We start from the raw sequence: 24,886 nt of genomic DNA on the forward strand, positions 1-24,886 counted from the left end.
TTTTTCCTATTTAAACGGAAGATAGATTTTTTGGCATAGTTCATCGTATTCGGCGCGACAATTACTGTGTAGGGTAATGCCTCCACCGCTGCGGAAATAATATCGGTCGCCCTGTTGCTCGATAAAACGAATAGCTACCGCACTATTTAGAGATTTGCCGTCAAACAGACCAAATACACCGCTGTAGTAACCGCGTGGTCCCTGTTCTGCCGCTTGGATAATATCTAAGGTTTTGGTTTTTGGTGCACCGCTGATAGAACCGGCTGGGAGTAGGGTAGCCAAAATATCCCCGATATGATTGGCCCAATTTTCCTCTAGGGTTCCGCAAATCTCTGAGCTGGTTTGCCAAATGTCACCACGTGCGGTGGCTATTTTTTCAGCATAGCGAAAGCGTTTGACCTGAATGTTCATCGCGACCATCGCTAAATCGTTGCGCATAAGATCTACGATGGTGTAATGCTCCTGTAATTCTTTTTGATCGTTTAATAATTGATCGAGGGAATCTTGTGTGACTGCAGAGATCGTTCCTTTCATAGGATAGGTGGTAATTTGTTGATCCTGGATTTTGATAAAGGATTCGGGAGAGAAACAGAGCAGTTGATCTTCTAAATAAAGTTTATAGGGAGCACTAATCGCCCCAAACAATTCACGCAAATGTTGATTGATTGTAATCTCGCTGGCATAGGTAAGGTTGAGTAAATAACTGTTCCCCAATTGCAGTTGCCGCTGCACCAATGTGAAACCCTGGCGGTAGTCTGCGAAGGAAATGGGATTGATGCCTAATCGCACATCAGACTGCGATATGCTTGGAAGCCTATTTGGAGTATTAGTATGATCTTCCAGAGCAAAATAAATGCCCTGCTCGGCAGCCTCCGATGGCGACATTATCAACGGTTTTTGTCCTTCAAAATCAATGAGAAAGAAAAAAGGACGTTGTTGTCGGCCAAATTCGTTGGCCTGTTGAATGAATTGCTGCATGACAAATAATTGGGAAATAAAGCGGATTCTAGCGTAAAATCGCGCAATTTCAATTTTGAGACCACAAAATGAAACTCTTGGTTGTAAACAATCACGATTCTTTTACCTATAATTTAGTGGAATTGGTACGTCAGTTAAATGTGCCATATCAAGTAGTGAATGTAGAGGTACTGACGGAGGATACACCGAAGGACTTTAGCCACATTCTTATTTCACCAGGGCCGGATGTGCCGAGTGCCTATCCACAACTTTTTAAGTTGCTACAGAATACCTATCGGGAAAAATCTATTTTGGGTGTTTGTTTAGGGTTACAGACCCTCGGGCAGTTTTTTGGGGCGCATTTGTATAATTTGGCAACCCCGCGACATGGTTTGCAAAACCAGATAAAAATGTTGGTAAAAACACGTATGTGGCAAGCATTACCGGAACAATTTAAGGTTGGTTTATACCATTCTTGGGCCCTTTCTAAAGAGGACTTTCCTACGCAGTTGCAGATTGTTGCTGAAGATGATGCGGGAGTCGTAATGGCCTTTCAACATCGGGAATTGCCAATTTTTGCTGTGCAGTTTCATCCCGAATCTTATATGTCGCAATATGGTGTCGAATTATTGCGGGCATGGTTGTTTCATACCTGATGAATTTGCTTGCTTATTAAACAAAAATCCGTATTATAGACGTCTATACGTCAATACATCTAAATGAGAATTTTATGTCTAGTTATTTATTTACTTCTGAATCCGTATCTGAAGGGCATCCGGATAAGATTGCCGATCAAATCTCTGATGCGGTACTTGATGCCATTTTAGAACAAGACCCGAAAGCCCGTGTCGCTTGCGAAACCTATGTGAAAACCGGGATGGCACTAGTGGGTGGGGAAATTACCACTTCCGCTTGGGTGGATATTGAAAATCTGACCCGTAAAGTGATTTGTGATATCGGTTATGAACATTCTGATATGGGCTTTGACGGTCATTCTTGTGCTGTATTAAATGCCATCGGTAAACAATCCTCGGATATTAACCAAGGTGTTGACCGCGCCGATCCATTGGCACAAGGTGCGGGTGACCAAGGTATTATGTTTGGTTATGCGACTAATGAAACCGAAGTATTTATGCCGGCAGCTATTACTTATGCTCATCGCTTAATGGAAAAGCAAGCGCAGGTACGTAAAAACGGCACATTACCTTGGTTGCGTCCTGATGCTAAAAGCCAAGTTACCTTAAAATATGAAAACGATAAAATTGTTGGCGTAGATGCGGTGGTACTGTCAACCCAACATAGTGAAGATATTAGTCAGCAGGATTTGCATGAAGCGGTGATGGAAGAAATCATCAAACCGGTATTGCCTGCAAGCTGGTTATCCAAGGACACTAAATACTTTATCAATCCAACTGGTCGTTTTGTGATTGGTGGCCCAATGGGCGACTGTGGTTTGACTGGGCGTAAGATTATTGTGGATACCTACGGTGGTGCTGCTCGTCATGGTGGCGGTGCATTTTCCGGTAAGGATCCATCTAAGGTTGACCGTTCTGCTGCCTATGCGGCCCGTTATGTGGCTAAAAACATTGTTGCTGCCGGTTTAGCGGATCGTTGTGAAATCCAACTTTCCTATGCTATTGGGGTTGCTGAGCCCACCTCTATCATGGTGGAAACCTTTGGTACAGGTAAAGTTGCGAACGAATTATTGGTACAATTGGTACGCGAATTCTTTGACTTACGTCCTTATGGATTAATCAAAATGTTAGATTTAATTCGTCCAATTTATCGTGAAACTGCCGCTTATGGTCACTTTGGGCGCGAACAGTTCCCATGGGAAAAAATTGATCGTGCAACCGAATTGCGCGCAGCTGCTGGTTTAAAATAATTTGACTCTTTCAGATAAAGCCGCAATTTGCGGCTTTCTTTTTATTCAATGAATTCATTTACGCCATTACCACAATTAAAAATGCAGCTACGACGTCGCCTTGAGCAATGTTTGAGATTAGCTAAGGCACATTTTAAGCGAAGTTTTAAAGCGCCTGAAATTAGTTTTGAATTACGTGGTGTTAAAGCCGGTGTTGCCCATTTACAGGAAAATTTATTGCGTTTTAATCCGATCCTGTTGCAGGAAAATGCTGAAGAATTCCTTCATCAAGTGGTCCCCCATGAATTGGCACATTTATTGGTTTATCAATTATTTGGCCGGGTGAAACCCCATGGACGGGAATGGCAGGAGATGATGCAAGGAGTATTCGGTCTGCCGGCAGAAACCTACCACCGTTTTGATGTGGCTTCTGTGCAAGGGGATACCTTTCGTTATCATTGCGCTTGTCAGCAACATTTATTGAGTAAACGGCGGCATCTGCGAATATTACGAGAAAAAACCGACTATATTTGTCGAAAATGTCGGACAAAGCTGATATTTACTGATGAAAACTAGCCTTATCTGTGCTATAGTGCCCGAGATTAATTAACAAACGAGGAGCTATCCAATGAAAAAAACATTATTAGCATTAGCCGTTGGCGCCCTTGCCGTAGCTTCTACCGCAAATGCCGGTTGGTATGCGGAAGGTGATGCAGGTATTTCCCGTACTAAATTTACCTCTTACGGTGATATGAATAAAACCAAAATTGAACCACGCGTTGCAGTGGGTTACAAATTAGGTAATGTACGTGTTGCCGGTGATTATACCTATCACGGTAAATTCAGCGGTCAAGCAGCTGGCGAACAAACATCTGCCCGTGTTCAAGGTCTTGGTGCTTCCGTAATTTATGACATCGACACCGGTTCCCAAGTACAACCTTATGTAGGTGCTCGTGTTGCGGCCAACCACTTTAAAGTAAATCATTCCGATTCCAGCAATTTCCGCGAAACTTCCGAAACCAAATTAGGTTACGGTGCGCTTGCTGGTGCTAAATATAAATTAGATCACAACTGGTATGCCAACGGTGCGGTTGAATATAACCGTCTTGGTACTTACGATGACACCAAAATTAACAACTATGGTGCCAAAGTGGGTGTGGGCTACGAGTTCTAATCCTACTGATAAACAAGACCGCTATGGCGGTCTTTTTTTTGTCTGTAAACGCCCCCTCGAAAATCAAAGTTTTCTTAAGAATGTGATGTAACTCATTGATTTTATTGGTAATGATTTAAAAATCTTATTCCCCTCTTGAAATTGCCGGTTTTATTCTTATATCTGTGACACGCATTTTTATCGATAAGGAGAAAATATGTCACAAAATCAAGAAACCCGCGGCTTCCAATCGGAAGTCAAACAACTCTTACAATTAATGATCCATTCTTTATATTCCAATAAAGAAATTTTTCTTCGTGAGTTAATTTCCAACGCTTCCGATGCTGCCGATAAATTACGCTTTAAAGCTCTTTCCAATCCTGCCTTATATGAAGGTGACGGTGAATTGCGTGTGCGCATTAGCTTTGATGCCGAAAAAGGGACGCTAACCATCAGCGATAATGGTATCGGGATGACCCGTGAACAGGTTATCGATCATTTGGGCACAATTGCTAAATCAGGAACAAAAGAATTTTTAAACGCGCTAGGCCAGGATCAGGCGAAAGACAGCCAGCTTATCGGCCAATTTGGTGTTGGTTTCTATTCAGCCTTTATTGTGGCAGATAAGGTTACCGTGAAAACCCGTGCCGCCGGTGTCGCAGCAGCTCAAGGGGTACTTTGGGAATCCGCTGGAGAAGGAGAATACACGATCGCCGATCTAGAGAAAAAATCCCGTGGTACCGATGTGATCCTACATTTGCGCGATGAGGAAAAAGAATTTTTAAATGAATGGCGCTTGCGTGAGATCATTGGTAAATATTCCGATCATATTGGTTTACCGGTGGAAATGCTGACGAAAGAATATGATGAAGAAGGCAAAGAAACGGGCGAAAAATGGGAAAAAATCAATAAATCCGAAGCCCTTTGGACGCGTTCTAAAAACGATATCTCCGATGAAGAATACAAGGAATTTTATAAACATTTAAGCCATGATTTTGCTGATCCATTGATTTGGGCTCACAACAAAGTTGAGGGAAATCAGGAATATACCAGTTTGCTGTACGTACCATCGAAAGCGCCTTGGGGTTTATTTAACCGCGAACATAAGCACGGTTTGAAATTGTATGTGCAACGTGTGTTCATTATGGATGATGCGGAACAATTCATGCCAAATTATTTACGCTTTATGCGTGGTTTAATCGACAGTAATGACTTGCCGTTAAATGTTTCCCGTGAAATTTTGCAGGATAACAAAACCACCGCGGCATTGCGTAAAGCCTTAACTAAACGTGCCTTACAAATGTTGGAAAAATTAGCGAAAGATGATGCGGAAAAATATCAACAATTTTGGCGTGAATTTGGTTTAGTTTTAAAAGAAGGACCGGCCGAAGACTTTGCGAATAAGGAAAGTATTGCTAAGTTGTTGCGTTTTGCTTCCACTCAGCATGATAGTAGCGAACAAAATGTTTCCTTTGAAGATTATGTATCCCGTATGAAGGAAGGTCAAAAGGCAATTTATTATATTACTGCCGATAGCTATGCTGCTGCGAAAAATAGCCCGCATTTGGAATTATTCAATAAGAAAGGAATTGAAGTATTGTTACTTTCCGATCGAATTGACGAATGGATGCTAAGTTATTTAACCGAGTTTGATGGTAAGCAACTACAATCTATTACCAAAGCGGATTTGGATTTAGGTGATTTGGCGGATAAAGAGGAAAATGAGGCTCAAAAAGAACAGGATAAAGCCTTCGAAGATTTTATTAGCCGAGTGAAAGCCCTGCTTGCTGAACGCGTCAAAGATGTTCGCTTAACCCATCGGTTAACTGATACACCGGCGGTGATTTCCACCGATAACGATCAAATGACAACGCAAATGGCAAAACTATTTGCGGCAGCAGGTCAACCGGTACCGGAAGTAAAATATACCTTTGAGTTAAATCCGCAGCATGAGTTAGTGAAAAAAGCCTCAAATATCGCCGATGATGCTGAATTTGCGGATTGGGTAGAATTGCTATTTGAACAAGCCATGCTTGCAGAACGAGGTTCTTTGGATAATCCAACGGCCTTCATCAAACGTATTAATAAATTATTAGGCTAATCCGTTTGAGCTTAATTCAATGAATGATTAAAATCCCCTGCTATCGAGTATGGGGATTTTTTATTGAGGAGCAAATATGATTACCGTTTACGGCATAAAAAACTGTGATACCGTGAAAAAGGCCTTGAAATGGCTTACGGAACAAAATATTGAACACAAATTACACGATTATCGTGTGGATGGATTGGATGAGCAATTCTTACAGCAGGCGGAAGCACAATTCGGCTGGGAACATTTAGTGAATAAACGCAGCACAACTTGGCGTAACCTTGATGATGCGGTAAAAAACAGATTGTCAAAAACGACCGCCCTTGCGGTATTGGCAGAACATCCAACCTTAATAAAGCGTCCGATTATTTTGCAGGATGGAATTGCCTTATTGGGCTTTGATAAAGCAGCCTACGAGCAGGCTTTCATCTAGAATGTGACATTAAAACGCTATACATTTCTAAAGAGTTTTGCTAAAAAAGGATGCTAACTCATTGATTTTATTAAGGTTGACTAAAAAATCTATTTTGAAATGTGACATTATTCGTAATAAATTGATTTCATTGAGAATTTTATGCAAGAACAAGTGATTTCCTTAGCACAGGAATTAATTCGCCGGCCTTCCATTAGCCCAAATGATGAGGGCTGCCAAGGCTTGGTTGCTGAACGTTTAGAAAAATTGGGTTTTCAGATTGAGTGGATGCCTTTTAACGAAACGCTGAATTTATGGGCAAAGCATGGCTCGGGAGAACCTGTGATCGCCTTTGCGGGGCATACGGACGTGGTACCGACCGGTGATGAAAACCAATGGACATATCCACCGTTTGCAGCAGAAATTGTCGACGATATGTTGTATGGACGTGGGGCTGCGGATATGAAAGGTTCGTTAGCCGCGATGATTGTGGCGGCAGAAGAATATGTGAAAGCCCATCCGAAGCATACGGGGACAATTGCTTTGTTGATAACCTCCGATGAAGAGGCCGCGGCAAAGGATGGTACGGTGCGTGTTGTGGAGAGCCTAATGGCACGTGGCGAAAAAATCACCTATTGCATGGTGGGTGAACCTTCCTGTTCGAAAACCTTGGGAGATGTGGTGAAAAATGGTCGTCGTGGTTCGATTACGGGAAACCTGTATATTCAAGGGATTCAAGGGCATGTTGCATATCCTCAATTAGCAGAAAATCCGATTCATAAAGCCGCTCCATTTTTACAGGAATTGACGACTTACCAATGGGACAAGGGGAATGAGTTTTTCCCGCCGACCAGTTTACAAATCGCCAATATTCATGCCGGCACCGGTAGTAATAATGTGATCCCGGGAGAGCTTTACGTGCAGTTCAATTTGCGCTATTGCACGGAGGTAACCGATACAAGTATTAAGCAAAAAGTGGCTGAAATGTTGGAAAAACACCAACTAAATTACCGTATTGACTGGAATTTATCAGGTAAACCGTTTTTAACTAAGCCGGGTAAATTATTAGATGCATTAACCGCAGCAATTGAGCAAATCACCGGAATTACACCACAAGCCGAAACTGGTGGTGGCACCTCGGATGGCCGTTTTATAGCCTTAATGGGCGCGGAAGTTGTAGAATTCGGACCACTTAATGCGACCATCCATAAGGTGAATGAATGTGTGAGTCTGACGGATCTCGTCAAATGCGGGCAGGTTTATCATCAAATGTTAGTGAATCTATTGGATTAATAAAATGAAATTAACAGCTGAAATGCTTACCGGTAAATCGCGTGAGCATTTGATTCATTTGCCGACGCCTCATTCGTCCCAGCACTTTTTACAAGCGCAGGCGATAAAAGCTTTTCAAGCGCTACAACAAAGAGCGGCTCAACATGGCTTTAATTTGCAACCGGCCAGTAGTTTTCGCGATTTTGCCCGACAACAATTGATTTGGAACGGCAAATTTAACGGTGAACGTAAAGTCCATGATGATGCCGGTGAGGCTTTAGATTTGAACCTGTTGGATGATTGGCAAAAAGCACAAGCTATTTTACGTTGGTCCGCCTTACCCGGTGGTAGTCGCCATCATTGGGGCACGGAAATTGATATTTTCGATCCAGAGCTGTTACCACAAGGTAAGTCATTACAACTTGAACCCTGGGAATACGAAAAAGGCGGTTATTTTTTTGAGTTGAGTGAATTTCTCGCTGAGAATTTATCTGACTTCGATTTCGCCTTACCGTTTATGCATCAACCGGAAGGTAAAAAAGTCGGGCGGGAGCCATGGCATATCAGTTACCTTCCGCTGGCCCAACAGGCAATGCAATTGTTTACAGCAGATGTACTATTGCAAGCTTGGTATCATGAATTAGTGGAGGGAAAGGAAATCTTAGTTATGCATCTTCCTGAGATTTTTGAGCAATATATGGTTTAACAAAAACGCAGCCGGTAGGCTGCGTTTTTTATGTGATATTAGTTTTTCTTATTTCTTTCCAGGGATTTATGCTGAATCTTCACATTTTTCCCTTTGGCTTGGAAATATTCGCCGATTTGTTGGGCAATGTATACGGAGCGGTGTTTGCCACCTGTACAACCGATAGCAATGGTTAAATAACTACGGTTATTTTGTTCCAACATTGGTAACCAGGTTTCGATGTAATTACGGGTTTGATAGATAAAGTTATTTACTTCATCATGGCCACTGAGGAATTTAGCCACAGGTTCATCTAATCCGGTCATTGGACGAAGTTCTGCATTCCAATGTGGATTTGGTAGGAAACGCACATCGAACACATAATCTGCATCCAGTGGAATACCATATTTAAAGCCGAAGGATTCCACGATGATTTTAAGTTCTTTATCAGCATCACCACGCAGCACTTCGCGTAATCGCTCGGCAAGGGCATGGGTGGAGAGTTGCGAACTGTCGATAATGAAGTTAGCGTGTTGAATTAATGGTTCCAGTTGTTGGTATTCCGCATCAATAGCGGCTTCAAGGGATAGATCCTTCACGGATAACGGGTGTAGCCGGCGTGAATCACTATAGCGACGGATTAAGGTACTGCGGTCACAATCTAAGAAAATTAGGGTGAGACTGTGTTTTTGCGCCACGCTATTGAGGGTTTGTTCCAATGTCGAATCGGAATTAGGCAGATTGCGGATATCCAAGCTAATAGCCACAGAAGACTGGCTGGCTGAGAGAATTTCTGTGAGTTGCGGTAATAAATCTAAGGGAAGATTGTCGACACAGTAGTATCCCATATCTTCCAACGCCCGTAATGCTACGGATTTTCCTGCGCCGGAGCGCCCGCTGATAATGATAATTTCCATTTTCAACTCCTAAAATGGTTACTGCCGCGTATCATTTTCCTCTGCTTCGGTTGATTTATCCTCTTCAGTATGGGTATCGGCAATTTCAAATATTTGCCAAGCCTCTTCCACACTTTTGGCGCTGCGCAGTTGTTTAATAAAATTTTTATCGGTTAATTTTTCGCTAATTTCACTTAATGCGGGAATATATTGCTGACAATTATTTGCAGGAACCAATACCGCAAATACGATATCCACCGGTTTATCATCCGGAGCATCGTAGTCAATTGGGCTATCCAATTGCATAAACACGCATAATGGCTTATCTAAGCTGTCGGCGGGTAGGCGACCTTTCGGCATAGCTACACCATTTCCCAGACCGGAATTACCCAATTTTTCCCGTTCAAACAGACATTCGAAACAAACCTGTTCGCCATGTTCGCAATGGAGTTGTTCCACCACAAATGCAGCGATTGATTCAAATAGGCGTTTTTTGCTACTGAAGCTAACACCAAGTCGAATATTTTGTTGATCTAATAGCGATGTAAATTTCATGGTTAGAGTTTAAATTGTTCACCCAAGTAAACACGACGAACCTGTTCGTTATTCATCACTTCTTCCGGTGTACCGGTTGCAATGATCTGACCTTCACCAACAATATAGGCACGTTCACACACATCTAAGGTTTCACGCACATTGTGATCGGTGATTAATACACCCAGACCGCGATTGCGGAGATCAGTGATGATTTTTTTGATATCACTAACGGAAATCGGGTCAACACCGGCGAAAGGTTCATCTAATAAAATAAATTTCGGATTGGCCGCCAACGCACGGGCAATTTCCACCCGACGGCGCTCACCGCCAGATAGGGATTGACCAAGGCTATCCCGAATATGCTCGATATTAAATTCTTCGATTAATTGATTAGCCCGTTCGATACGTTGTTCTTGGTTCAGATCCTGACGAATTTCTAAAACTGCCATCAAATTTTGAAATACCGTTAAACGGCGGAAAATTGAAGCTTCCTGCGGAAGATAGCCGATCCCGCGACGGGCACGATCGTGCATCGGTAACAAACTGATGTCTTCCCCATCAATGGTGATTTTGCCCTGATCGTGGCGAACCAAACCAACAACCATATAGAAGGTTGTGGTTTTACCTGCACCGTTGGGGCCAAGTAAGCCGACAATTTCGCGGGAATGCACGTTTAGGCTTACTTCAGAGACCACTTTGCGGTTTTTATAGCTCTTCGCGAGCAATTCGGCTTCTAAAATCGACATAATTTATTTTTTGCCTTTGTCTTGTAATTGGGTTGGGATCAACACGGTTTGCACGCGGGATTTACCGTTACCGGTAGCTTTTAATTGCTGTTTTTTCACATCATAGGTAATCACTGAACCGTCAATCTTGCTATCTAGTTGTTTCAATTGAGCATTGCCGGTAAGGGTTAAGAATTCCGTGCCTAAATCGTAATGTACTTTGTTAGCGCGACCGTCAACGGGTTTGCCATCATCTAATTGTTGGTGGAAGGTGACCGGGCTGCCGTAAGCATCTACGGTGTCTTTTTTACCGGAGTTTTCCGGTGGGCGGGTAATCACCACTTTATTGGCCTTGATTAAAATGGAACCTTGGGTAATCACCACATTATCAGTGAAGGTTACCACGCTGTTTTCCATATCCAAGGATTGGTTGTCGGAAACAATATTAATTGGTTGATTGGTATCATCTTTGAGTGCTGAAGCAGAAAGAGAAACAGCACTCAAAGCGCCGATAAGCAGCAGTTTACTTGTTGTTGATTTCATAATAGGTCTTGACCTGTTCCTTTAAGGTTGCGGTTTGGTTACGTAAGTTTCCGACCATTTTGAGGCCGTTGGAATAAAAATTTAAGCCATTGATCGTCACTTGACTGTCGGAGCTGATATCCTGATTTTTCAGATTTACCAATGCGCTAGAGGTAGTAATACGTTGCAGGCGCGAGAGCGGATCCAAACTTTGCGCCAACACATCACCTTCTAAATACAGCATATTGTTTTTCGTCAAACGCGCTTGGACAGCGGAAAGCTTCCAGTTTTGCCCGTTTTTTCCATCATTTGCTAGATTGTCGGTATTTTCCTTATTACCGCTAGCATTCGTATCGCCCTTGGCATTGAATTGGGTATCTAGGGGAACATCGAATAGGTAAACAACCGGTGCGCTAAAGTCGGTATGCCCGTCTTGCGTGTAATATTCCACTTTATCCGCTTGAGCAAAATATTGTTTTTTGCCCTCTGGCGAAAATATTGTAGTCTGCATCTTAAAACCGACATATTCCGGACTGTCAGCTTTTTTGATCAGCGTTTGTAGATTTTCATCTGTCTGATTGAGCGAGTAGTACCAAGCGGCCAGGCCCAAGGCACAAACGCCTAAAAGAATATTCCAACGAAGATTTGTTGTCATAGATTTCCCAAAATGCATCGCACTATTAGGCAAATGCGTTGATTGATTTTATGTTTTCCTGGTAGGGCGGTTTTTAAAACGCCCCCAGGAAAATGAAAGTTTTTCTTAAAATTAACGCTAAGTATTTGATTTTATTAGTATTGATCTAAAAATCAAATTTCATCCGTCGTTTCGTCATCCAACATAAAGGATTTTAGCTGTTGGTAAAGTTCCCGATAGGCTTTCGCGCCTTTGCCTTGTGCCAGCTCTTTTTGTGCCGCCCGAGTAAGGTTGCGTAATTGTTGGCGTTCGGCTTGCGGATATTCACTACAGAGCTCATTTAAACGCGCATCGCCTTGCGCGATCAATTCATCGCGGACGATTTCCAGTTTATGTAACATCGCCTGCTGCTGATTATGTTTATTTTCGATTTTAGCCAAGGCTTCGCGAATAGGTTCCACATCAATAGCCCGTAGCAGTTTGCCAATGTATTGTAATTGACGGCGGTAGGCTTCTTTTTGGATCCGTTGGGCTAACGCGATGGCTTCAGATAAGCTGTCATCAAGCGGAATCTTAGCCAAATTGGCGGCGCTTAAGTTCACTAATTTGCTGCCTAATTGTTTGAGTTCTTCGGCATCCCGTTTAATTTCGCTTTTACTGACCCAAATAATTTCTTCTTGTTCGTCATCTTGCCAATCGAAATTCTCGTTGTGCTTTTTCGTGCGTTTTGCCATGGGTTATCCTTCCAAAAAATTCTGGGCATTTTAGCATAAACTTTCAAAATAAGATAAAATGCGACAAATTTTTAATAAGGAAAAAACTATGCAAGAAACAGATAATTCCACCGCATTTCTCACTGCTCAAGAACGCACTTTACGCGATGCTGTCACCTTTGCAATCGATTTGGCGGTGAAAGCCGGCGCAACGGCTGAGGTGGGGGTAACCAAGGTGAGCGGTTTGTCGGTTTCTTCCCGTTTACAGGAAATTGAAAATGTCGAATTTACCAATGATGGTGCACTCGGCATTTCCGTTTATTTAGGTAATCAAAAGGGCAATGCATCCACCTCCGATTTAAGTGAAGGTGCAATTCAACATGCCGTGGAATCTGCGTTGGCGATCGCCAAATATACCTCGCCGGATGATTGTGCCGGCCTTGCTCCGCGCGAGTTAATGGCTTTTGATGCACCAGATCTACAACTGTATCATCCGGCTAAGGTGAGTGTCGAAGAGGCCACCAGATTGACTTTAGCCGCAGAAAAAGCGGCCTTGGATTTTGATGAAAAAATCGTGAATAGCAATGGTGCCGATTTTAATTCCCATACCGGCGTACGGGTTTATGGTAATAGCTACGGAATGTTGCAAAGCTATCTTTCCAGCCGTTATTCCTTATCTTGCTCGATGATTGGTGGGATCAATAATCAATTGGAAAATGATTACGAATATACAATTTCCCGTAATTTTGCGGAATTAGCCGATCCGGTTTGGGTAGGGCGCCATTGTGGTGAGAAAGTCGTGGCGCGACTAAATCCGCAAAAATTGACAACCCGCGAAGTGCCGGTAGTGTTTTTAAACGATGTGGCAACAGGAATTATTTCCCATTTTGCGGCGGCAATTAGTGGCGGTAGTCTGTATCGTCAATCGAGTTTTCTCTTGGATCATTTAGGCAAGCAGGTATTGCCGGATTGGTTCAATATCAGCGAGCGCCCGCATTTACTGTCGCGTTTAGCTTCCACGCCATTTGATAGTGAAGGGGTGCGTACCAGCGATATGGAAATTGTGGAAAACGGTATATTGGCGCATTATTTGCTAACCTCATATAGCGCCCGTAAACTGAATATGCAAAGTAACGGACATGCCGGAGGGATCCATAATTGGTTGGTGAGAGCGAATTTAACCGGTGGTTTAGATGCTTTGTTACAACAAATGGGGACGGGGCTATTGGTGACCGATGTGATGGGACAGGGTGTGAATATTGTGACCGGTGATTATTCGCGCGGTGCGGCCGGATTCTGGGTGGAAAACGGAAAAATTCAGTATCCGGTGGCGGAAATTACGATTGCCGGCCAATTATCGGATATGTTACGCAATATTGTGGCGGTGGCTGATGACGTTGAGCAGCGTTCCAATATTCAAACGGGTTCGTTATTGATCGAAAAAATGAAAGTATCAGGAAATTAAAAATATTAAAAATGATAATAATTCTTATTGACAGATAAAGTTTTCCTGTTAAGATATGCGCCATCTGTTTCGTAGTGATTGCAGGTTACTCCGACAGGTAGAGTAGAAAGTAAATTCGTTAGGGTTAAAAGGCTGAAGTTTCCACTTCAGCCTTTTTTTTGCTCTTTTTTTCTGTGTTTTTTGTGTAGAATGACGCCCGTCATTTTCCCTAACAGCAGGATAAACCATGAAAAAACACCATATTGAAGTGCTTATTGAGGAAGCGCAGGTTCATCGTCGCATTGCCGAACTCGGCGTTGAAATCAGCCGTTTCTATCAGCAGCAAAATATCGACAAACTGATTGTAGTCGGGTTATTGCGTGGCTCTTTTATGTTTATGGCCGATTTAGTGCGCCACTTACAATTACCGGTGGAAGTCGAATTTATGACAACTTCCAGCTACGGTAGCGGTATGACCACCAATCATGATGTCAAAATCAGTAAGGATTTAGATGGCGATATTCGTGGCTGCCATGTATTGATCGTAGAAGACATCATCGACACCGGCTATACCCTGCAAAAGGTGCGGGAAATTCTTAATTTGCGAGAACCGGCCAGTCTCAGCATTTGTACTTTGTTGGATAAACCATCTCGTCGCGAAGTTGAAGTACCGGTGGAATGGGTTGGTTTTGCTATTCCAGATGAATTTGTAATTGGCTATGGTATTGATTACGCTCAACGTTATCGCAATTTGGGCTATATTGGCAAAGTTGTCTTAGAAGAATAAAAAACTGAATATATTTTCGTATAAAAAAATGGTCAGGTTTTCAGGTTAATTTATCATTAATCTTCAACGCCTGACCGTTTTTGATTGCTTTAAATAGACGATATGAGCACTATCTAAGGCAAAGAGTCATTAAAGTTTCACGTATTCAGATTGCTCACTCTTAATTGCTTCATGACAAATTTCATGATTCCTCCATGGATTAAATAAATCACCAAACAAATAGGATAGAAATAATAAATCGCGTTTGGTAAATAATTTAGCTCGAGAAATAATGTGATAATGAAACTGAGCACTCCAAATTCAATTAACCCACCAAATGTTTTTACTTTCGCTATATGTTCTGCAGCCAAACTAGGTAAGAAAACAAACCATAACAATAATGCTAAAACCAGCATAAAGGGATAGCATAATAAATCAGAATTTATATTTTGCTTTAAAAATGGATAGCTTAAAATGTCTTTGATGTTGGCATAAGACTGCGGTTTAAATATCGTGAAATAGGAGTTCAGGTTTATCCAATAAACTATAACAAGTATTAGATAGCGTATTTCTATTTGAAGATAGATTAATCCTACAGTAGATAATGCAACACTCCAAAAATACCTAATGCTATCCCGCTCAAGATATGCCGGAATAAAACTTAGACAAATTATAGCTATTCCACACCATTGATAATCCACGCTCAAAATGCAGCCTACAGCGGGGAGCACAAACATGCGAAAAAACTCATAACGCTCTTGTCCGGTATATAAAATTTTTCCGCAAAACTCAAATTTATATAGAAGTAAAAGAAGATTTAATACAATAAAAAGTATACCGGTTAATAATAAAAATATAACCAGTGGCGCAGCAATATCGCCCCGATAATATTCTTGGCCAAACATTATATGAATAAAGGAAAAAAGCAGTAGCCCACGCCAAGCATATCTTAATATTCTTGCAACATAAAAAATGTTATTTGAGTTAGGGACTTGTCTTTCCATTCCGAGATGAGAAAGCGCGGTTCTTTGATAAACAAGATAAACCCAAGCTAAAAAAGCATAAATCACGCTTAACACAACGTTAAACCGATTTCCTATCCTAGTTAACATGGCATAGTAAAAAGAATCCGTCTGCTTATTATTAGAGCCAGTTTTAATTAAATTTGGTGAAATCGATTTTAAGTAACTTGGTATTGGCGCCCAAGCAACTTCTCGCTCTGCTCGTTCTGTTTTTTCTTGTAATAAATTAAAAGCCTCTGCACTCAGTTGATCGGCAATCATGTAATCCTTGTGCCATTGGAAATAATTGGCCCAAAGCTGAATTAAATAATTATTTTCCACCGGATAGGCAAAAAAACGCTGCAATAAGGCTCTAGAAAATATCGGGCTTTCGTCAAAGGGAAGGGATTCGATACGCGTTTGCCAATTTGCCCAATTGTGCAAAATACCGATTTCCCCTTCAGTTTCAAAAACCTCATCAATTTCCATTAATAAGGTATCAACTAAATAAAGTTCTGGTGCTTCAGACGCTTCGGCATAATCAGCCTCTTCATCTTCGGTGTCATAAGACTGTTTGGCCTCTTGGTACACAAATGAAATTTCTTCAGGTGCAGAATCGGGTTCAGTTTCTGCAGCAGTCGTCTCGCTTAAATTAAAGTCAGTTGTGCTTTGTTCACAATCCGTCAAAGACGCCGACTCATTGGCAAAAAGTGACTCAAATTCGAGGGATTGTAATGCGTTTTCATCATCTGATGCAGTGCTTGAATGTGCGACATCGGCCTCATTTGCCAATAATGAAGCCGCACGATTGGCCGCAGCCTGTTCTGCAAATTCTCGCTGATAGGCTGCGTTAACTAATGCTTCATCAAAAGCCGCCCGCAAGGCTTGATAACCCGCCGGATCTTCATCCGGACGGGTAACTTTAAGTTTTTTTGCATAAGCACGACGAATGGCTTTTTCATCACCCGTGGCTTTAATGCCTAAAATTTTCCAACAATGTGCCATTTCAGCCTCTTAGAGTAACCAGCCTGTATCATAACGCGCTAAGCATTCTTGCATTTTCTTTCTGGCACGATGAATTCTGCCCTCATCCTGCGATTCCAATTCCGTTTCGAAATAAGCTAAAAATTCGCTGATGGTTGCTCGATCCTCACCCAAATAGTTTTCATATAAGCGTTTTGCTTTTTCAAGTAAATAGCGGTTTTCTTGTTGATCGCGTGGGTGAATTTTTAGTTTCGCTAATTTTTCGCGCGAAGCCTGCACTTCTGCCTCGCTCAAGTTGTGGCTGTTATGTTGGAAAACCTGGTTAACTTGAATATCGAGTTCATCATTGGTTAAATCCACCTCAAGCAATCCGTTGATATCGTAACTAAAACGAACGGTGATGCCTACTTCACCTCTTGGACGTGGTGGGACAGTGACGAACATTTCACCTAGCAAAATATTCTCACTGCTAATAGCCGATTCTCCCTGACGAATATCAAAATGAAGTTTGGTTTGATTATCCTGCGAAGTCACATAATGTTCTTCGCGTGAAATCGGTACCGGCATATTTCGTTCAATAATCGGGCTGAAACGGTCATTAACGCGTTGACCATTTGGCATATCTACACCAACAGTCGTGCCCAATGAAAATGGCATGACATCGGTAAGTACAACTTCTTCTAGATTTTGATTGCGTGCAATGAGTGCTGCTTGTACGGCGGCTCCACGTGCAATAGCTTCATCAGGATTGATCACCGAAAGTGGTAAGCGTTGGAACCATTGTGCGATCGCTTTGCGGATAATTGGCATACGGGTTGAACCGCCGACTAAAATAATCCCGTCAATACTTGCCGGATTGAGTTTAGCATCACGTAGGGCGCGTTCAATCGGTTGGCGTAAACGGGCAATCAGTGGTTGTGCGGCTTGACGGAAATCCTCTTCAGAGATAATGGCTTCATGGACTTGCTCATCTAAGGTGAGAGCAATTTTGACACTCTTTTCTTTACTCAATTGACGTTTGGCATGCTCGAAGACTTGCCAACACTCGCTAGAGGTTTGAATACGTTGTTTTTGTGCGTTACTTAAAGTGCTACATTGGGTTAAAAAGTAATGTTGTAGCACTTGAACGAAATCTTCGCCTCCCAGCTTATTATCACCGGCGCTGGCAGACACCTGCACTACGCCATCAAAATAATCCAAGATTGACACATCAAAGGTTCCGCCACCTAAATCAAAAATTAAAAAATTGGTATCATCCGGCTTATCTTGCAAGTTATAAGCAAGTCCTGCCGCCGTTGGTTCATTGAGTAAACGGCTTACTTTTAACCCTGCCATTTCGGCCGCATTTTTCGTGGCTTGGCGCTGAATCGCATTAAAATAAGCCGGTACGGTAATCACTACTTCTTCAATCGGTTCGCCTAAAAAATGTTCGGCATCTTCCTTCAAACTTTTCAGCACTAATGCAGAAAGCTCTTCCGCACGGAATTGTTGTTTGCCCAGTTTAAAAATTTTATCGCTGCCCATAAAGCGCTTAAATGCAGAAGCGGTCATATGCGGTGCGGTAGCCAATCTCTCGCGGGCGGCCAGACCGACTAAGATAGAACCATCTTCGCTAACGCTGACTACCGAAGGAGTTAATCCATGTCCGAGTTTATTGGGAATGAGGCGGGTTTCGCCATCGATAAATTGGGCAATTAAACTATTCGTTGTGCCTAAATCAATACCTATTTGTAGACTACTCATTATTGGTTTCCATGTGATTTGTTTGAAGGAGCGAATTATGCCATAAAAACAGCAACTTGCTGTGGTGATTTTGTAATAAGGAAAATTGCTTGGTTACTTGCTTATCGGGCGAAATAAAACGCCCCCTTGAAATGAAATGTTTTCCCTAAAGATGATGCTAAGTCATTGATTTTATTAGGAGAGAATAAAAAAGCAGCCATTATGGCACGAAACGCCCCTTCCAAAACCAAAGTTTTGCTTAAAAATGATGCTAAGTTATTGATTTTATTGGGGGAGAATGCAAAACGCAGTCATTACGGCGCGAAACGCCCCATGCAAAACCAAAATTTTGTTTAAAAACGATGCTAAGTTATTGATTTTATTAGGGGAGCATAAAAAAGCAGCCATTATGGCGCGAAACGCCCCTTCCAAAACCAAAGTTTTGCTTAAAAATGATGCTAAGTTATTGATTTTATTAGGGATGAATAAAAAAGCCAAAATCATGATGGATTTTGGCTTTTTTCGGCTAGCGTTTGGATTTTTTGATGAATTTCATCAAACGTTTACGTTTACGCAATTGATTTGGTGTGAGTTTGTTTTTGCGGCCGGCAAATGGATTGGCGCCCTCTTGGAAGAGTAGGCGGATCGGTGAGCCGATAATTTTCAAACTCTTGCGATAATAATTGGACAAGTAGCGTTTATAGGAGTCGGGCAGTTTGTCCATTTGGTTGCCGTGTACCACGATAATTGGTGGATTATAGCCACCCGGGTGGGCATATTTCAGCTTAATGCGGCGTCCGCCGGCCATTGGCGGTTGGTGCTCATCGGTGGCCATTTGCAAAATGCGGGTGAGCAACGATGTTGTCATTTTCTGTGTTGCGCAGGCATAGGCTTCTTTTACCGAATCAAACAAGTTACCCACACCGCTACCATGTAAGGCGGAAATAAAATGCACACGGGCAAAATCAATGAAATCCAAACGGCGGTCGAGCTCTGATTTCACGCGATCCTTCACATCCTGATCTAAGCCATCCCATTTATTCACCACGATGACCAAGGAACGGCCGGCATTGAGAATAAAACCAAGGAGAGAAAGATCCTGATCGGAAATATTTTCTCGAGCATCGATGGTGAGCAACACCACATTCGCATCTTGAATGGCTTGAAGAGTTTTGATCACCGAGAATTTTTCCACCGCTAAATTGACCTTGCCGCGTTTACGTACGCCGGCAGTGTCGATCAGCGTGTATTGCTGGCCATCGCGTTCCATTGGGATATAAATAGAATCGCGGGTAGTCCCCGGCATATCGTAAACCACCACACGATCTTCGCCTAGAATACGGTTAGTGAGAGTGGATTTGCCCACATTCGGGCGGCCAACAATGGCGATTTTGATATTTTTATCGCGTTCTTCTTCAAGTTCTTCATCAAAGGATTCTTCCAACGCATCGTCCAATAACGCGGTGTCTTCCTCTGAATCGAAATCAAATTCAGCATCCCATTCATCACTTGGTTCATCTTGCTCTGCGTTTGCTTCTTCATTTTGTTGCATGGCTTCGGCAAGCGGTGCTAATACTTGCTCCATTAATTGGGTCACGCCGCGGCCTTGTGAGGCCGCGATTTGTTCCACTTCACCTAAGCCTAATTGGTAGAATTCGGCACAATGGGAATCGGCATCGATACCATCGGTTTTATTAGCGACTAATACCGTGGTTTTATTGGTGCGTTGACGCAAATATTGGGCTATGCCGATATCGGCTGAAGTTAGGCCGGCACGGGCATCCACTAAAAATAGCACCACATCGGCTTCTTCAATAGCCAATAAGGATTGTTCCGCCATTTTTTCTTCCACGCCTTCTTCGCTGCCATCGATCCCGCCGGTATCGATCACAATGAAATCATAGCCGGCAATGTTGGCTTGGCCATATTTGCGATCGCGTGTTAATCCCGGGAAATCGGCGACTAGCGCGTCACGAGTACGGGTGAGACGGTTAAAAAGGGTGGATTTTCCTACGTTGGGACGGCCAACTAAGGCCACGACAGGCGTGCTCATAATGATTCTCTTTGTTTGGACGATTAAAAGTACGGCAGATTATAGCGAATGTGGCCGCGCGGGTAAAATGAGGCATAAAAAAGGCACCTTTCGGTGCCTATTTTATATCTGTAGTATTGGCGGAATGGACGGGACTCGAACCCGCGACCCCCTGCGTGACAGGCAGGTATTCTAACCAGCTGAACTACCACTCCGCAAGTGGCGCGTATAATAATCGGGCTTCACGGGAGCGTCAATCTTTTTTTTCGCATTTGCGTTTGCCCGCTCAATATATCGCCATTAATGTTCCGTAGGTTCTGTTGGTGGATTGAGGCGTTGTTCCCATAGCGAGATTTTATTGCCGCTTTTTTTCGCGATTATTTGTAATAAATTGAGATGCGCCTGTAGCTCTTCTTGATTGGGTTGTAGACGACATAAATCCAGCGTATCGGTACGGATGATTTGCTGGGCTTGTACGCCGTTTCCGGCCTGGGATTCAATGATATGCTCTTCATCTCCAAATAGGCTGGTTTGGCCGCCGGTCATTGCCAGATAAACATCCGCCAAAATTTCCGCATCCAGTAATGCGCCGTGCAGGGTACGTTTACTGTTGTCAATACCTAAGCGATCGCATAGCGCATCCAAATTATTGCGTTTGCCGGGATACATTTGGCGCGCCATTTGTAAAGTGTCGGTGACCGCACAAATATCGTTAGTTTTGACATCTAAATTCAATTTGCGGAATTCATAGTCCATAAATCCCACATCGAAGGGAGCGTTATGAATCAGCAGTTCGGCACCGCGGATATAATCTAAAAAATCTTGGGCGATCATGCGGAAATCCGGCTTATCAGCCAACATTTCATCTGTGATGCCATGTACTTTAATCGCATCGGGATCGACCGGGCGGTCGGGCTTAATATAAAGATGAAAGTTATTACCGGTAAATTTGCGGTTAATTAATTCCACCGCACCGATCTCAATAATACAGTGGCCTTCGTAATGGGCACCAAGTTGGTTCATGCCGGTGGTTTCCGTATCCAGTACGATTTGCCGATTGCTAGTAATCATTGTTTAGCCCTGTGCTTTCCCTTAAAATGGCCGCCATTTTACACAAACTCCCTTTCTTTATGCAAAAACGAATCGACATTTTTACCGACGGCTCTTGCTTGGGAAATCCCGGCGCCGGCGGCATCGGTGTTTTATTGCGCTATAAACAGCATGAAAAGCAAATTTCCCAAGGCTATTTTCAAACGACCAATAATCGGATGGAGTTGCGGGCGGTGATCGAAGCGTTGAATGCGCTGACCGAAGCTTGCACGGTGACCCTTTATTCCGATAGCCAATATATGAAAAACGGCATTACTCAGTGGATTTTCAATTGGAAAAAAAACAATTGGAAAGCCAGCACCGGTAAACCGGTGAAAAATAAGGATTTATGGCAATTGTTGGAGCAAGCTATTGCCCGCCACCATATTGAATGGCGTTGGGTGAAAGGGCATTCAGGGCATCGGGAGAATGAAATTTGTGATGAATTGGCCAAAAAAGGAGCGGAAAATCCGACATTAGAAGATATTGGCTATCTCGCCGAATAGGTTTTTTTGGCCAATACTTCCTAAAAAATACACTGTTTGTATTTAAAAGTGTGATCTGGATCAGATATTTATAACTCAATTCGAACTCCCCGTTGACAGCTAAAAAGGCTTTTGTAATGATGCGCTCGCCAATCTAGGCGAGCGGACATTTCCTGTGGGGGAAAGTTCAATCAATCTAGCATCGTTAAACCATAAGGAATAACAAAATGAAAAAAACACTAGCAGCGTTAATCGTATCAGCAATCGCAGCAGGCTCCGCAAATGCTGCAGTCATTTATGATAATGAAGGAACTAAAGTTGATTTGAACGGTTCCCTTCGTTTAATTCTTGAAAAAACTAACAAAGAAGGTGCAGGTCACACTCACTCCGGTTTACGTAATGCCGGTTCTCGTGTTGCTTTAAAAGTAACTCACGATTTAGGTGATGATTTCTATGCTCTTGGCCGTTTTGAACTTCGTTTCAACGGTAAAACATCAAGTACTGAAGATAGTTTCGGTGATGTTTATGTGAAACGTGCTTATGTTGGTTTAGGTAACAAAGCATTAGGTGAAGTGACTTTCGGTCGTCAATTATTAATCGCGGATGATTTAAGCACCGCTAACGACTACGAATACGGTCTTCTTAACAAGAAACACTATATTCCAACTGACGCAAACTCTGCGATCCGTTATGACTATCGTGGTGTGAAAGATCTTCAACTTGGTGCAAGCTATCAATTCGCTGACAAACGTGATGCTCACAATGAAGTAACATCAGGTACTGTATCTAACGGTTACCAATTCGGTGCTGTTTATGATGGTAAATTTGATGATGTAAACGGCTTAATCGCTAAATTCGGTTACGGTCGTACTGTGTATAAAACAGATTTAACCAACACCAAAAAACATACCGACGGTTTCTTAGCAAGCTTAGGTTACAGACATGCTGATTTAGTACTTTCTGTAGACGGTGGTTATGCACGTGATAAACACGCTCAAGGTGAAAACTCTGTAAGACGTTACTTTGTATCTCCAGGCTTTAGCTTCCCTGTAATCGCAGATAAAAGCAACTTCTACGGTAACTACAAATACGAACAAGAAAAAGATGGTGCATCTAAAGATAAAACCCACGGTTTCTTGTTAGGTGTTGACTACAAACTTCACAAACAAGTAGTTACTTTCATCGAAGGTAAATACCAAGTTACTAAATCCTACGTTAACGGTGATTACGTGAACGGTAGCAAAGTTAAAGATAAAGCTATCGGTGTAGGTATGCGCGTATTCTTCTAATCCTTCCGGATTATTTAATGAGGCAAGCTGTGAGGCTTGCCTTTTTTTATGCTGTTTTTTAGTAATTTCCGCACTTAATATTAGGTTTTGAAACTAATGCTAATAAAATCAATGGGTTAGATGCTGTTTTTGGAAAAACTCTGATTTTCGGTAGGGCGTTTGGAATATTAAGGTAGGATTGTCAAGAATCATCGGGCGGAGGTGAATCCGTCCGATGGATGTGCGCTTTATTGATGGCAATGCTGCAAAATAATGTTTTTCATCATTTCGATATGCAGCGGTTCGGCATTGAGCGCCGGAATATATTGATATTGTTCCCCGCCATGGGAAAGGAAAATTTCCCGATTTTCTTCGTTGATTTCCTCTAGCGTTTCTAAACAGTCCACGGAAAAGCCCGGACAAATAACCGCTAGTTTTTTAATACCTTGCGCAGCCGCCTGTTGCATAAAATGATCGGTGTAAGGTTGTAACCATTCTTCACGTCCAAAACGTGATTGAAAACTGATGGCCCATTGGGTTTCTGCTAAGCCTAATTTATCCACGATGGCTAGGGTTGTTTGTTTGCAATGTTGACGGTAATAATCACCTTTTTCCTCATAGCGCAATGGAATGCCATGGTAGGAAAACAGCAGAAATTCATCCTCTTGCATGCGCGCTTTAATTGATTGGCAGAGGGCGCTTAGATAATCTGGGTGTAAATGATAGGAATGTACAAATTCAAAGGGCAGAATATTGCGTTGATTTTTCAAGGCATTTGCAAAGGCATCAAATAAAGCGCCGGTGGTTGTACTGGAATATTGCGGGAAAAGCGGGAGTACGATCATTTTTTCAACATTTTGAGCCATCAGGTTTTGAATGGCCTGTGACATCGACGGATTACCGTAGCTCATAGCGATTTCTACCGTAACATCCTCACCGGCACTCCACAATGCCTGTTGTAATGCTTGTTGCTGCTGACGGGTAATCGCCAACAGCGGCGAGCCGCTTGGTGTCCAAATAGCCTGGTAGTTGCCGGCAATTCGTTTAGAACGTAACGGTAAAATAATGCTTCTAAGCAACGGATACCATTTGTAACGAGGTAAATCAACCACGCGCGGATCAGTTAAAAATTGCCATAGATAACGGGAAATTGCAGATGGAGTTGCGGCATCCGGAGTGCCAAGGTTGGCTAATAAAACGCCAATTTTTGTTTTTTTTGTCATAAATTTATCAGAGACAGGGTCAATCTTGAAACGCAGCAAAGTTTATCTTGCTCATTGCGAATGTCAATTTGCCAAACTTGGGTATTTTTTCCTAAGGCAATTGGTGAGGCTTTGGCAATAACCCGGCCGGCGCTGACCGGGCGTAAATGATTGGCGTTAATTTCTAGTCCTACTGCGGCGCGGCCTTCCTCTAAGGTGAGAAAAGCACCGAGGGAACCGAGGGTTTCCGCTAAGGCGCAGGAAATCCCCCCGTGTAATAGACCGAAGGGTTGGGTGGTTCGGTGATCCACGGGCATGCTGGCTTCTAACCAATTATCACCAAGCGCGGTGATTTCAATGCCGAGATGGCCGACGGCGCAATTGCGCCCCATTGTATTGAGTTGTGCGAGACTGAGTTGTTTTTTCCAGATCAT

The 24,886-nt window shown here is 42.7% G+C and carries 25 protein-coding genes and 1 tRNA gene; 12 read left to right on the top strand and 14 right to left on the bottom strand.

Going from position 1 to position 24,886, the window contains the following annotated elements; translation table 11 throughout:
- Positions 1–6 precede the first annotated feature (6 nt).
- The gene (locus CKV74_RS06340) at positions 7–978 is read right to left on the bottom strand and encodes an aminodeoxychorismate synthase component I (protein WP_007242122.1); all 972 of its coding nucleotides are present in this window, start codon (positions 976–978) and stop codon (positions 7–9) included.
- A 68-nt stretch (positions 979–1,046) separates the two neighbouring features.
- Between CKV74_RS06340 and CKV74_RS06345 the strand changes: the two genes are divergently transcribed.
- From CKV74_RS06345 to CKV74_RS06380, 8 genes are all read left to right on the top strand, one after another.
- Positions 1,047–1,613, top strand: coding sequence for an anthranilate synthase component II (locus tag CKV74_RS06345; protein ID WP_007242151.1), 567 nt, complete (start codon positions 1,047–1,049; stop codon positions 1,611–1,613).
- Between the two features lie 74 nt (positions 1,614–1,687).
- Positions 1,688–2,842, top strand: a complete 1,155-nt coding sequence (gene metK, locus CKV74_RS06350; protein ID WP_007242144.1) for a methionine adenosyltransferase — start codon at positions 1,688–1,690, stop codon at positions 2,840–2,842.
- 48 nt (positions 2,843–2,890) lie between these two features.
- A complete protein-coding gene (locus CKV74_RS06355) occupies positions 2,891–3,397 on the top strand; it encodes a SprT family zinc-dependent metalloprotease (RefSeq protein WP_007242129.1) in 507 nt (168 codons plus the stop codon).
- Positions 3,398–3,449: 52 nt separating this feature from the next.
- Positions 3,450–3,995, top strand: a complete 546-nt coding sequence (locus CKV74_RS06360; protein WP_095176892.1) for an opacity family porin — start codon at positions 3,450–3,452, stop codon at positions 3,993–3,995.
- A gap of 196 nt (positions 3,996–4,191) precedes the next feature.
- The gene (gene htpG, locus CKV74_RS06365) at positions 4,192–6,075 is read left to right on the top strand and encodes a molecular chaperone HtpG (protein ID WP_007242105.1); all 1,884 of its coding nucleotides are present in this window, start codon (positions 4,192–4,194) and stop codon (positions 6,073–6,075) included.
- Positions 6,076–6,151: 76 nt separating this feature from the next.
- Positions 6,152–6,496 carry an ArsC family reductase gene (locus CKV74_RS06370; protein ID WP_007242120.1) on the top strand — a complete coding sequence of 115 codons (345 nt, stop codon included), beginning with the start codon at positions 6,152–6,154 and terminating at the stop codon, positions 6,494–6,496.
- A gap of 141 nt (positions 6,497–6,637) precedes the next feature.
- Positions 6,638–7,768, top strand: a complete 1,131-nt coding sequence (gene dapE / locus CKV74_RS06375) for a succinyl-diaminopimelate desuccinylase (protein ID WP_007242101.1) — start codon at positions 6,638–6,640, stop codon at positions 7,766–7,768.
- A 4-nt stretch (positions 7,769–7,772) separates the two neighbouring features.
- Complete coding sequence (locus CKV74_RS06380; protein WP_095176894.1) at positions 7,773–8,453, top strand: M15 family metallopeptidase; 681 nt, start codon at positions 7,773–7,775, stop codon at positions 8,451–8,453.
- A gap of 38 nt (positions 8,454–8,491) precedes the next feature.
- Here CKV74_RS06380 and rapZ read toward each other — a convergent pair whose 3' ends face one another.
- From rapZ to yjgA, 6 genes are all read right to left on the bottom strand, one after another.
- Complete coding sequence (rapZ, locus tag CKV74_RS06385) at positions 8,492–9,349, bottom strand: RNase adapter RapZ (protein WP_007242107.1); 858 nt, start codon at positions 9,347–9,349, stop codon at positions 8,492–8,494.
- 18 nt (positions 9,350–9,367) lie between these two features.
- On the bottom strand, positions 9,368–9,883 hold the full coding sequence (gene ptsN, locus CKV74_RS06390) for a PTS IIA-like nitrogen regulatory protein PtsN (RefSeq protein WP_007242087.1): 516 nt from the start codon (positions 9,881–9,883) through the stop codon (positions 9,368–9,370).
- Between the two features lie 2 nt (positions 9,884–9,885).
- On the bottom strand, positions 9,886–10,611 hold the full coding sequence (lptB, locus tag CKV74_RS06395; RefSeq protein WP_095176895.1) for an LPS export ABC transporter ATP-binding protein: 726 nt from the start codon (positions 10,609–10,611) through the stop codon (positions 9,886–9,888).
- Positions 10,612–10,614: 3 nt separating this feature from the next.
- A complete protein-coding gene (gene lptA / locus CKV74_RS06400) occupies positions 10,615–11,133 on the bottom strand; it encodes a lipopolysaccharide transport periplasmic protein LptA (RefSeq protein WP_007242067.1) in 519 nt (172 codons plus the stop codon).
- Positions 11,114–11,767, bottom strand: a complete 654-nt coding sequence (gene lptC, locus CKV74_RS06405) for an LPS export ABC transporter periplasmic protein LptC (protein WP_007242084.1) — start codon at positions 11,765–11,767, stop codon at positions 11,114–11,116. The genes lptA and lptC overlap by 20 nt, the downstream gene beginning before the upstream one ends.
- A 152-nt stretch (positions 11,768–11,919) precedes the next feature.
- Positions 11,920–12,480: a ribosome biogenesis factor YjgA gene (gene yjgA / locus CKV74_RS06410; RefSeq protein WP_007242095.1), complete on the bottom strand. Its 561-nt coding sequence runs from the start codon at positions 12,478–12,480 to the stop codon at positions 11,920–11,922.
- An 88-nt stretch (positions 12,481–12,568) separates the two neighbouring features.
- Between yjgA and pmbA the strand changes: the two genes are divergently transcribed.
- Both pmbA and hpt read left to right on the top strand, forming a co-directional pair.
- The gene (gene pmbA, locus CKV74_RS06415; RefSeq protein ID WP_007242076.1) at positions 12,569–13,924 is read left to right on the top strand and encodes a metalloprotease PmbA; all 1,356 of its coding nucleotides are present in this window, start codon (positions 12,569–12,571) and stop codon (positions 13,922–13,924) included.
- Between the two features lie 226 nt (positions 13,925–14,150).
- Positions 14,151–14,690, top strand: coding sequence for a hypoxanthine phosphoribosyltransferase (hpt, locus tag CKV74_RS06420; RefSeq protein WP_007242139.1), 540 nt, complete (start codon positions 14,151–14,153; stop codon positions 14,688–14,690).
- A 137-nt stretch (positions 14,691–14,827) separates the two neighbouring features.
- Here the strand turns inward: hpt and CKV74_RS06425 are convergent, their stop codons facing one another.
- The 5 genes from CKV74_RS06425 to dnaQ all read right to left on the bottom strand — a co-directional run bounded on the left by CKV74_RS06425 (position 14,828) and on the right by dnaQ (position 21,479).
- The gene (locus CKV74_RS06425; protein WP_095176897.1) at positions 14,828–16,675 is read right to left on the bottom strand and encodes a J domain-containing protein; all 1,848 of its coding nucleotides are present in this window, start codon (positions 16,673–16,675) and stop codon (positions 14,828–14,830) included.
- Positions 16,676–16,684: 9 nt separating this feature from the next.
- Positions 16,685–18,397, bottom strand: coding sequence for a molecular chaperone HscC (locus CKV74_RS06430; protein WP_095176898.1), 1,713 nt, complete (start codon positions 18,395–18,397; stop codon positions 16,685–16,687).
- Positions 18,398–18,902: 505 nt separating this feature from the next.
- Positions 18,903–20,429: a ribosome biogenesis GTPase Der gene (gene der / locus CKV74_RS06435; RefSeq protein WP_007242127.1), complete on the bottom strand. Its 1,527-nt coding sequence runs from the start codon at positions 20,427–20,429 to the stop codon at positions 18,903–18,905.
- 117 nt (positions 20,430–20,546) lie between these two features.
- Positions 20,547–20,623, bottom strand: a tRNA-Asp gene (locus CKV74_RS06440).
- Positions 20,624–20,708: 85 nt separating this feature from the next.
- Entirely contained in the window at positions 20,709–21,479 is a 771-nt protein-coding gene (gene dnaQ / locus CKV74_RS06445) for a DNA polymerase III subunit epsilon (protein ID WP_007242106.1), read from the bottom strand.
- Between the two features lie 59 nt (positions 21,480–21,538).
- Between dnaQ and rnhA the strand changes: the two genes are divergently transcribed.
- Both rnhA and CKV74_RS06455 read left to right on the top strand, forming a co-directional pair.
- Entirely contained in the window at positions 21,539–22,003 is a 465-nt protein-coding gene (gene rnhA / locus CKV74_RS06450; protein ID WP_095177141.1) for a ribonuclease HI, read from the top strand.
- Positions 22,004–22,209: 206 nt separating this feature from the next.
- A complete protein-coding gene (locus CKV74_RS06455; RefSeq protein WP_007242083.1) occupies positions 22,210–23,271 on the top strand; it encodes a porin in 1,062 nt (353 codons plus the stop codon).
- A gap of 227 nt (positions 23,272–23,498) precedes the next feature.
- Here CKV74_RS06455 and hemH read toward each other — a convergent pair whose 3' ends face one another.
- Both hemH and CKV74_RS06465 read right to left on the bottom strand, forming a co-directional pair.
- Positions 23,499–24,473 carry a ferrochelatase gene (hemH, locus tag CKV74_RS06460; protein WP_095176899.1) on the bottom strand — a complete coding sequence of 325 codons (975 nt, stop codon included), beginning with the start codon at positions 24,471–24,473 and terminating at the stop codon, positions 23,499–23,501.
- Positions 24,470–24,886 (bottom strand): hotdog fold thioesterase, encoded by a 417-nt coding sequence (locus CKV74_RS06465; protein ID WP_007242114.1) that lies wholly within the window; start codon positions 24,884–24,886, stop codon positions 24,470–24,472. The genes hemH and CKV74_RS06465 overlap by 4 nt, the downstream gene beginning before the upstream one ends.

This window comes from Haemophilus pittmaniae, from assembly GCF_900186995.1.
GTDB classification, from domain to species: Bacteria; Pseudomonadota; Gammaproteobacteria; order Enterobacterales; family Pasteurellaceae; genus Haemophilus_D; species Haemophilus_D pittmaniae.

What these genes read in the sequence shown, in the direction of transcription:
- ptsN (WP_007242087.1), bottom strand. Translation starts at nt 9,883, where the DNA reads ATGAAATTTACATCGCTATTAGATCAACAAAATATTCGACTTGGTGTT.
- yjgA (WP_007242095.1), bottom strand. Translation starts at nt 12,480, where the DNA reads ATGGCAAAACGCACGAAAAAGCACAACGAGAATTTCGATTGGCAAGAT.
- CKV74_RS06380 (WP_095176894.1), top strand. Translation starts at nt 7,773, where the DNA reads ATGAAATTAACAGCTGAAATGCTTACCGGTAAATCGCGTGAGCATTTG.
- CKV74_RS06360 (WP_095176892.1), top strand. Translation starts at nt 3,450, where the DNA reads ATGAAAAAAACATTATTAGCATTAGCCGTTGGCGCCCTTGCCGTAGCT.
- CKV74_RS06345 (WP_007242151.1), top strand. Translation starts at nt 1,047, where the DNA reads ATGAAACTCTTGGTTGTAAACAATCACGATTCTTTTACCTATAATTTA.
- hemH (WP_095176899.1), bottom strand. Translation starts at nt 24,473, where the DNA reads ATGACAAAAAAAACAAAAATTGGCGTTTTATTAGCCAACCTTGGCACT.
- pmbA (WP_007242076.1), top strand. Translation starts at nt 12,569, where the DNA reads ATGCAAGAAACAGATAATTCCACCGCATTTCTCACTGCTCAAGAACGC.
- metK (WP_007242144.1), top strand. Translation starts at nt 1,688, where the DNA reads ATGTCTAGTTATTTATTTACTTCTGAATCCGTATCTGAAGGGCATCCG.
- CKV74_RS06425 (WP_095176897.1), bottom strand. Translation starts at nt 16,675, where the DNA reads ATGGCACATTGTTGGAAAATTTTAGGCATTAAAGCCACGGGTGATGAA.
- lptA (WP_007242067.1), bottom strand. Translation starts at nt 11,133, where the DNA reads ATGAAATCAACAACAAGTAAACTGCTGCTTATCGGCGCTTTGAGTGCT.
- rapZ (WP_007242107.1), bottom strand. Translation starts at nt 9,349, where the DNA reads ATGGAAATTATCATTATCAGCGGGCGCTCCGGCGCAGGAAAATCCGTA.
- htpG (WP_007242105.1), top strand. Translation starts at nt 4,192, where the DNA reads ATGTCACAAAATCAAGAAACCCGCGGCTTCCAATCGGAAGTCAAACAA.
- hpt (WP_007242139.1), top strand. Translation starts at nt 14,151, where the DNA reads ATGAAAAAACACCATATTGAAGTGCTTATTGAGGAAGCGCAGGTTCAT.
- lptC (WP_007242084.1), bottom strand. Translation starts at nt 11,767, where the DNA reads ATGACAACAAATCTTCGTTGGAATATTCTTTTAGGCGTTTGTGCCTTG.
- CKV74_RS06455 (WP_007242083.1), top strand. Translation starts at nt 22,210, where the DNA reads ATGAAAAAAACACTAGCAGCGTTAATCGTATCAGCAATCGCAGCAGGC.
- CKV74_RS06340 (WP_007242122.1), bottom strand. Translation starts at nt 978, where the DNA reads ATGCAGCAATTCATTCAACAGGCCAACGAATTTGGCCGACAACAACGT.
- CKV74_RS06370 (WP_007242120.1), top strand. Translation starts at nt 6,152, where the DNA reads ATGATTACCGTTTACGGCATAAAAAACTGTGATACCGTGAAAAAGGCC.
- dnaQ (WP_007242106.1), bottom strand. Translation starts at nt 21,479, where the DNA reads ATGATTACTAGCAATCGGCAAATCGTACTGGATACGGAAACCACCGGC.
- CKV74_RS06430 (WP_095176898.1), bottom strand. Translation starts at nt 18,397, where the DNA reads ATGAGTAGTCTACAAATAGGTATTGATTTAGGCACAACGAATAGTTTA.
- CKV74_RS06355 (WP_007242129.1), top strand. Translation starts at nt 2,891, where the DNA reads ATGAATTCATTTACGCCATTACCACAATTAAAAATGCAGCTACGACGT.
- dapE (WP_007242101.1), top strand. Translation starts at nt 6,638, where the DNA reads ATGCAAGAACAAGTGATTTCCTTAGCACAGGAATTAATTCGCCGGCCT.
- rnhA (WP_095177141.1), top strand. Translation starts at nt 21,539, where the DNA reads ATGCAAAAACGAATCGACATTTTTACCGACGGCTCTTGCTTGGGAAAT.
- CKV74_RS06465 (WP_007242114.1), bottom strand. Translation starts at nt 24,886, where the DNA reads ATGATCTGGAAAAAACAACTCAGTCTCGCACAACTCAATACAATGGGG.
- lptB (WP_095176895.1), bottom strand. Translation starts at nt 10,611, where the DNA reads ATGTCGATTTTAGAAGCCGAATTGCTCGCGAAGAGCTATAAAAACCGC.
- der (WP_007242127.1), bottom strand. Translation starts at nt 20,429, where the DNA reads ATGAGCACGCCTGTCGTGGCCTTAGTTGGCCGTCCCAACGTAGGAAAA.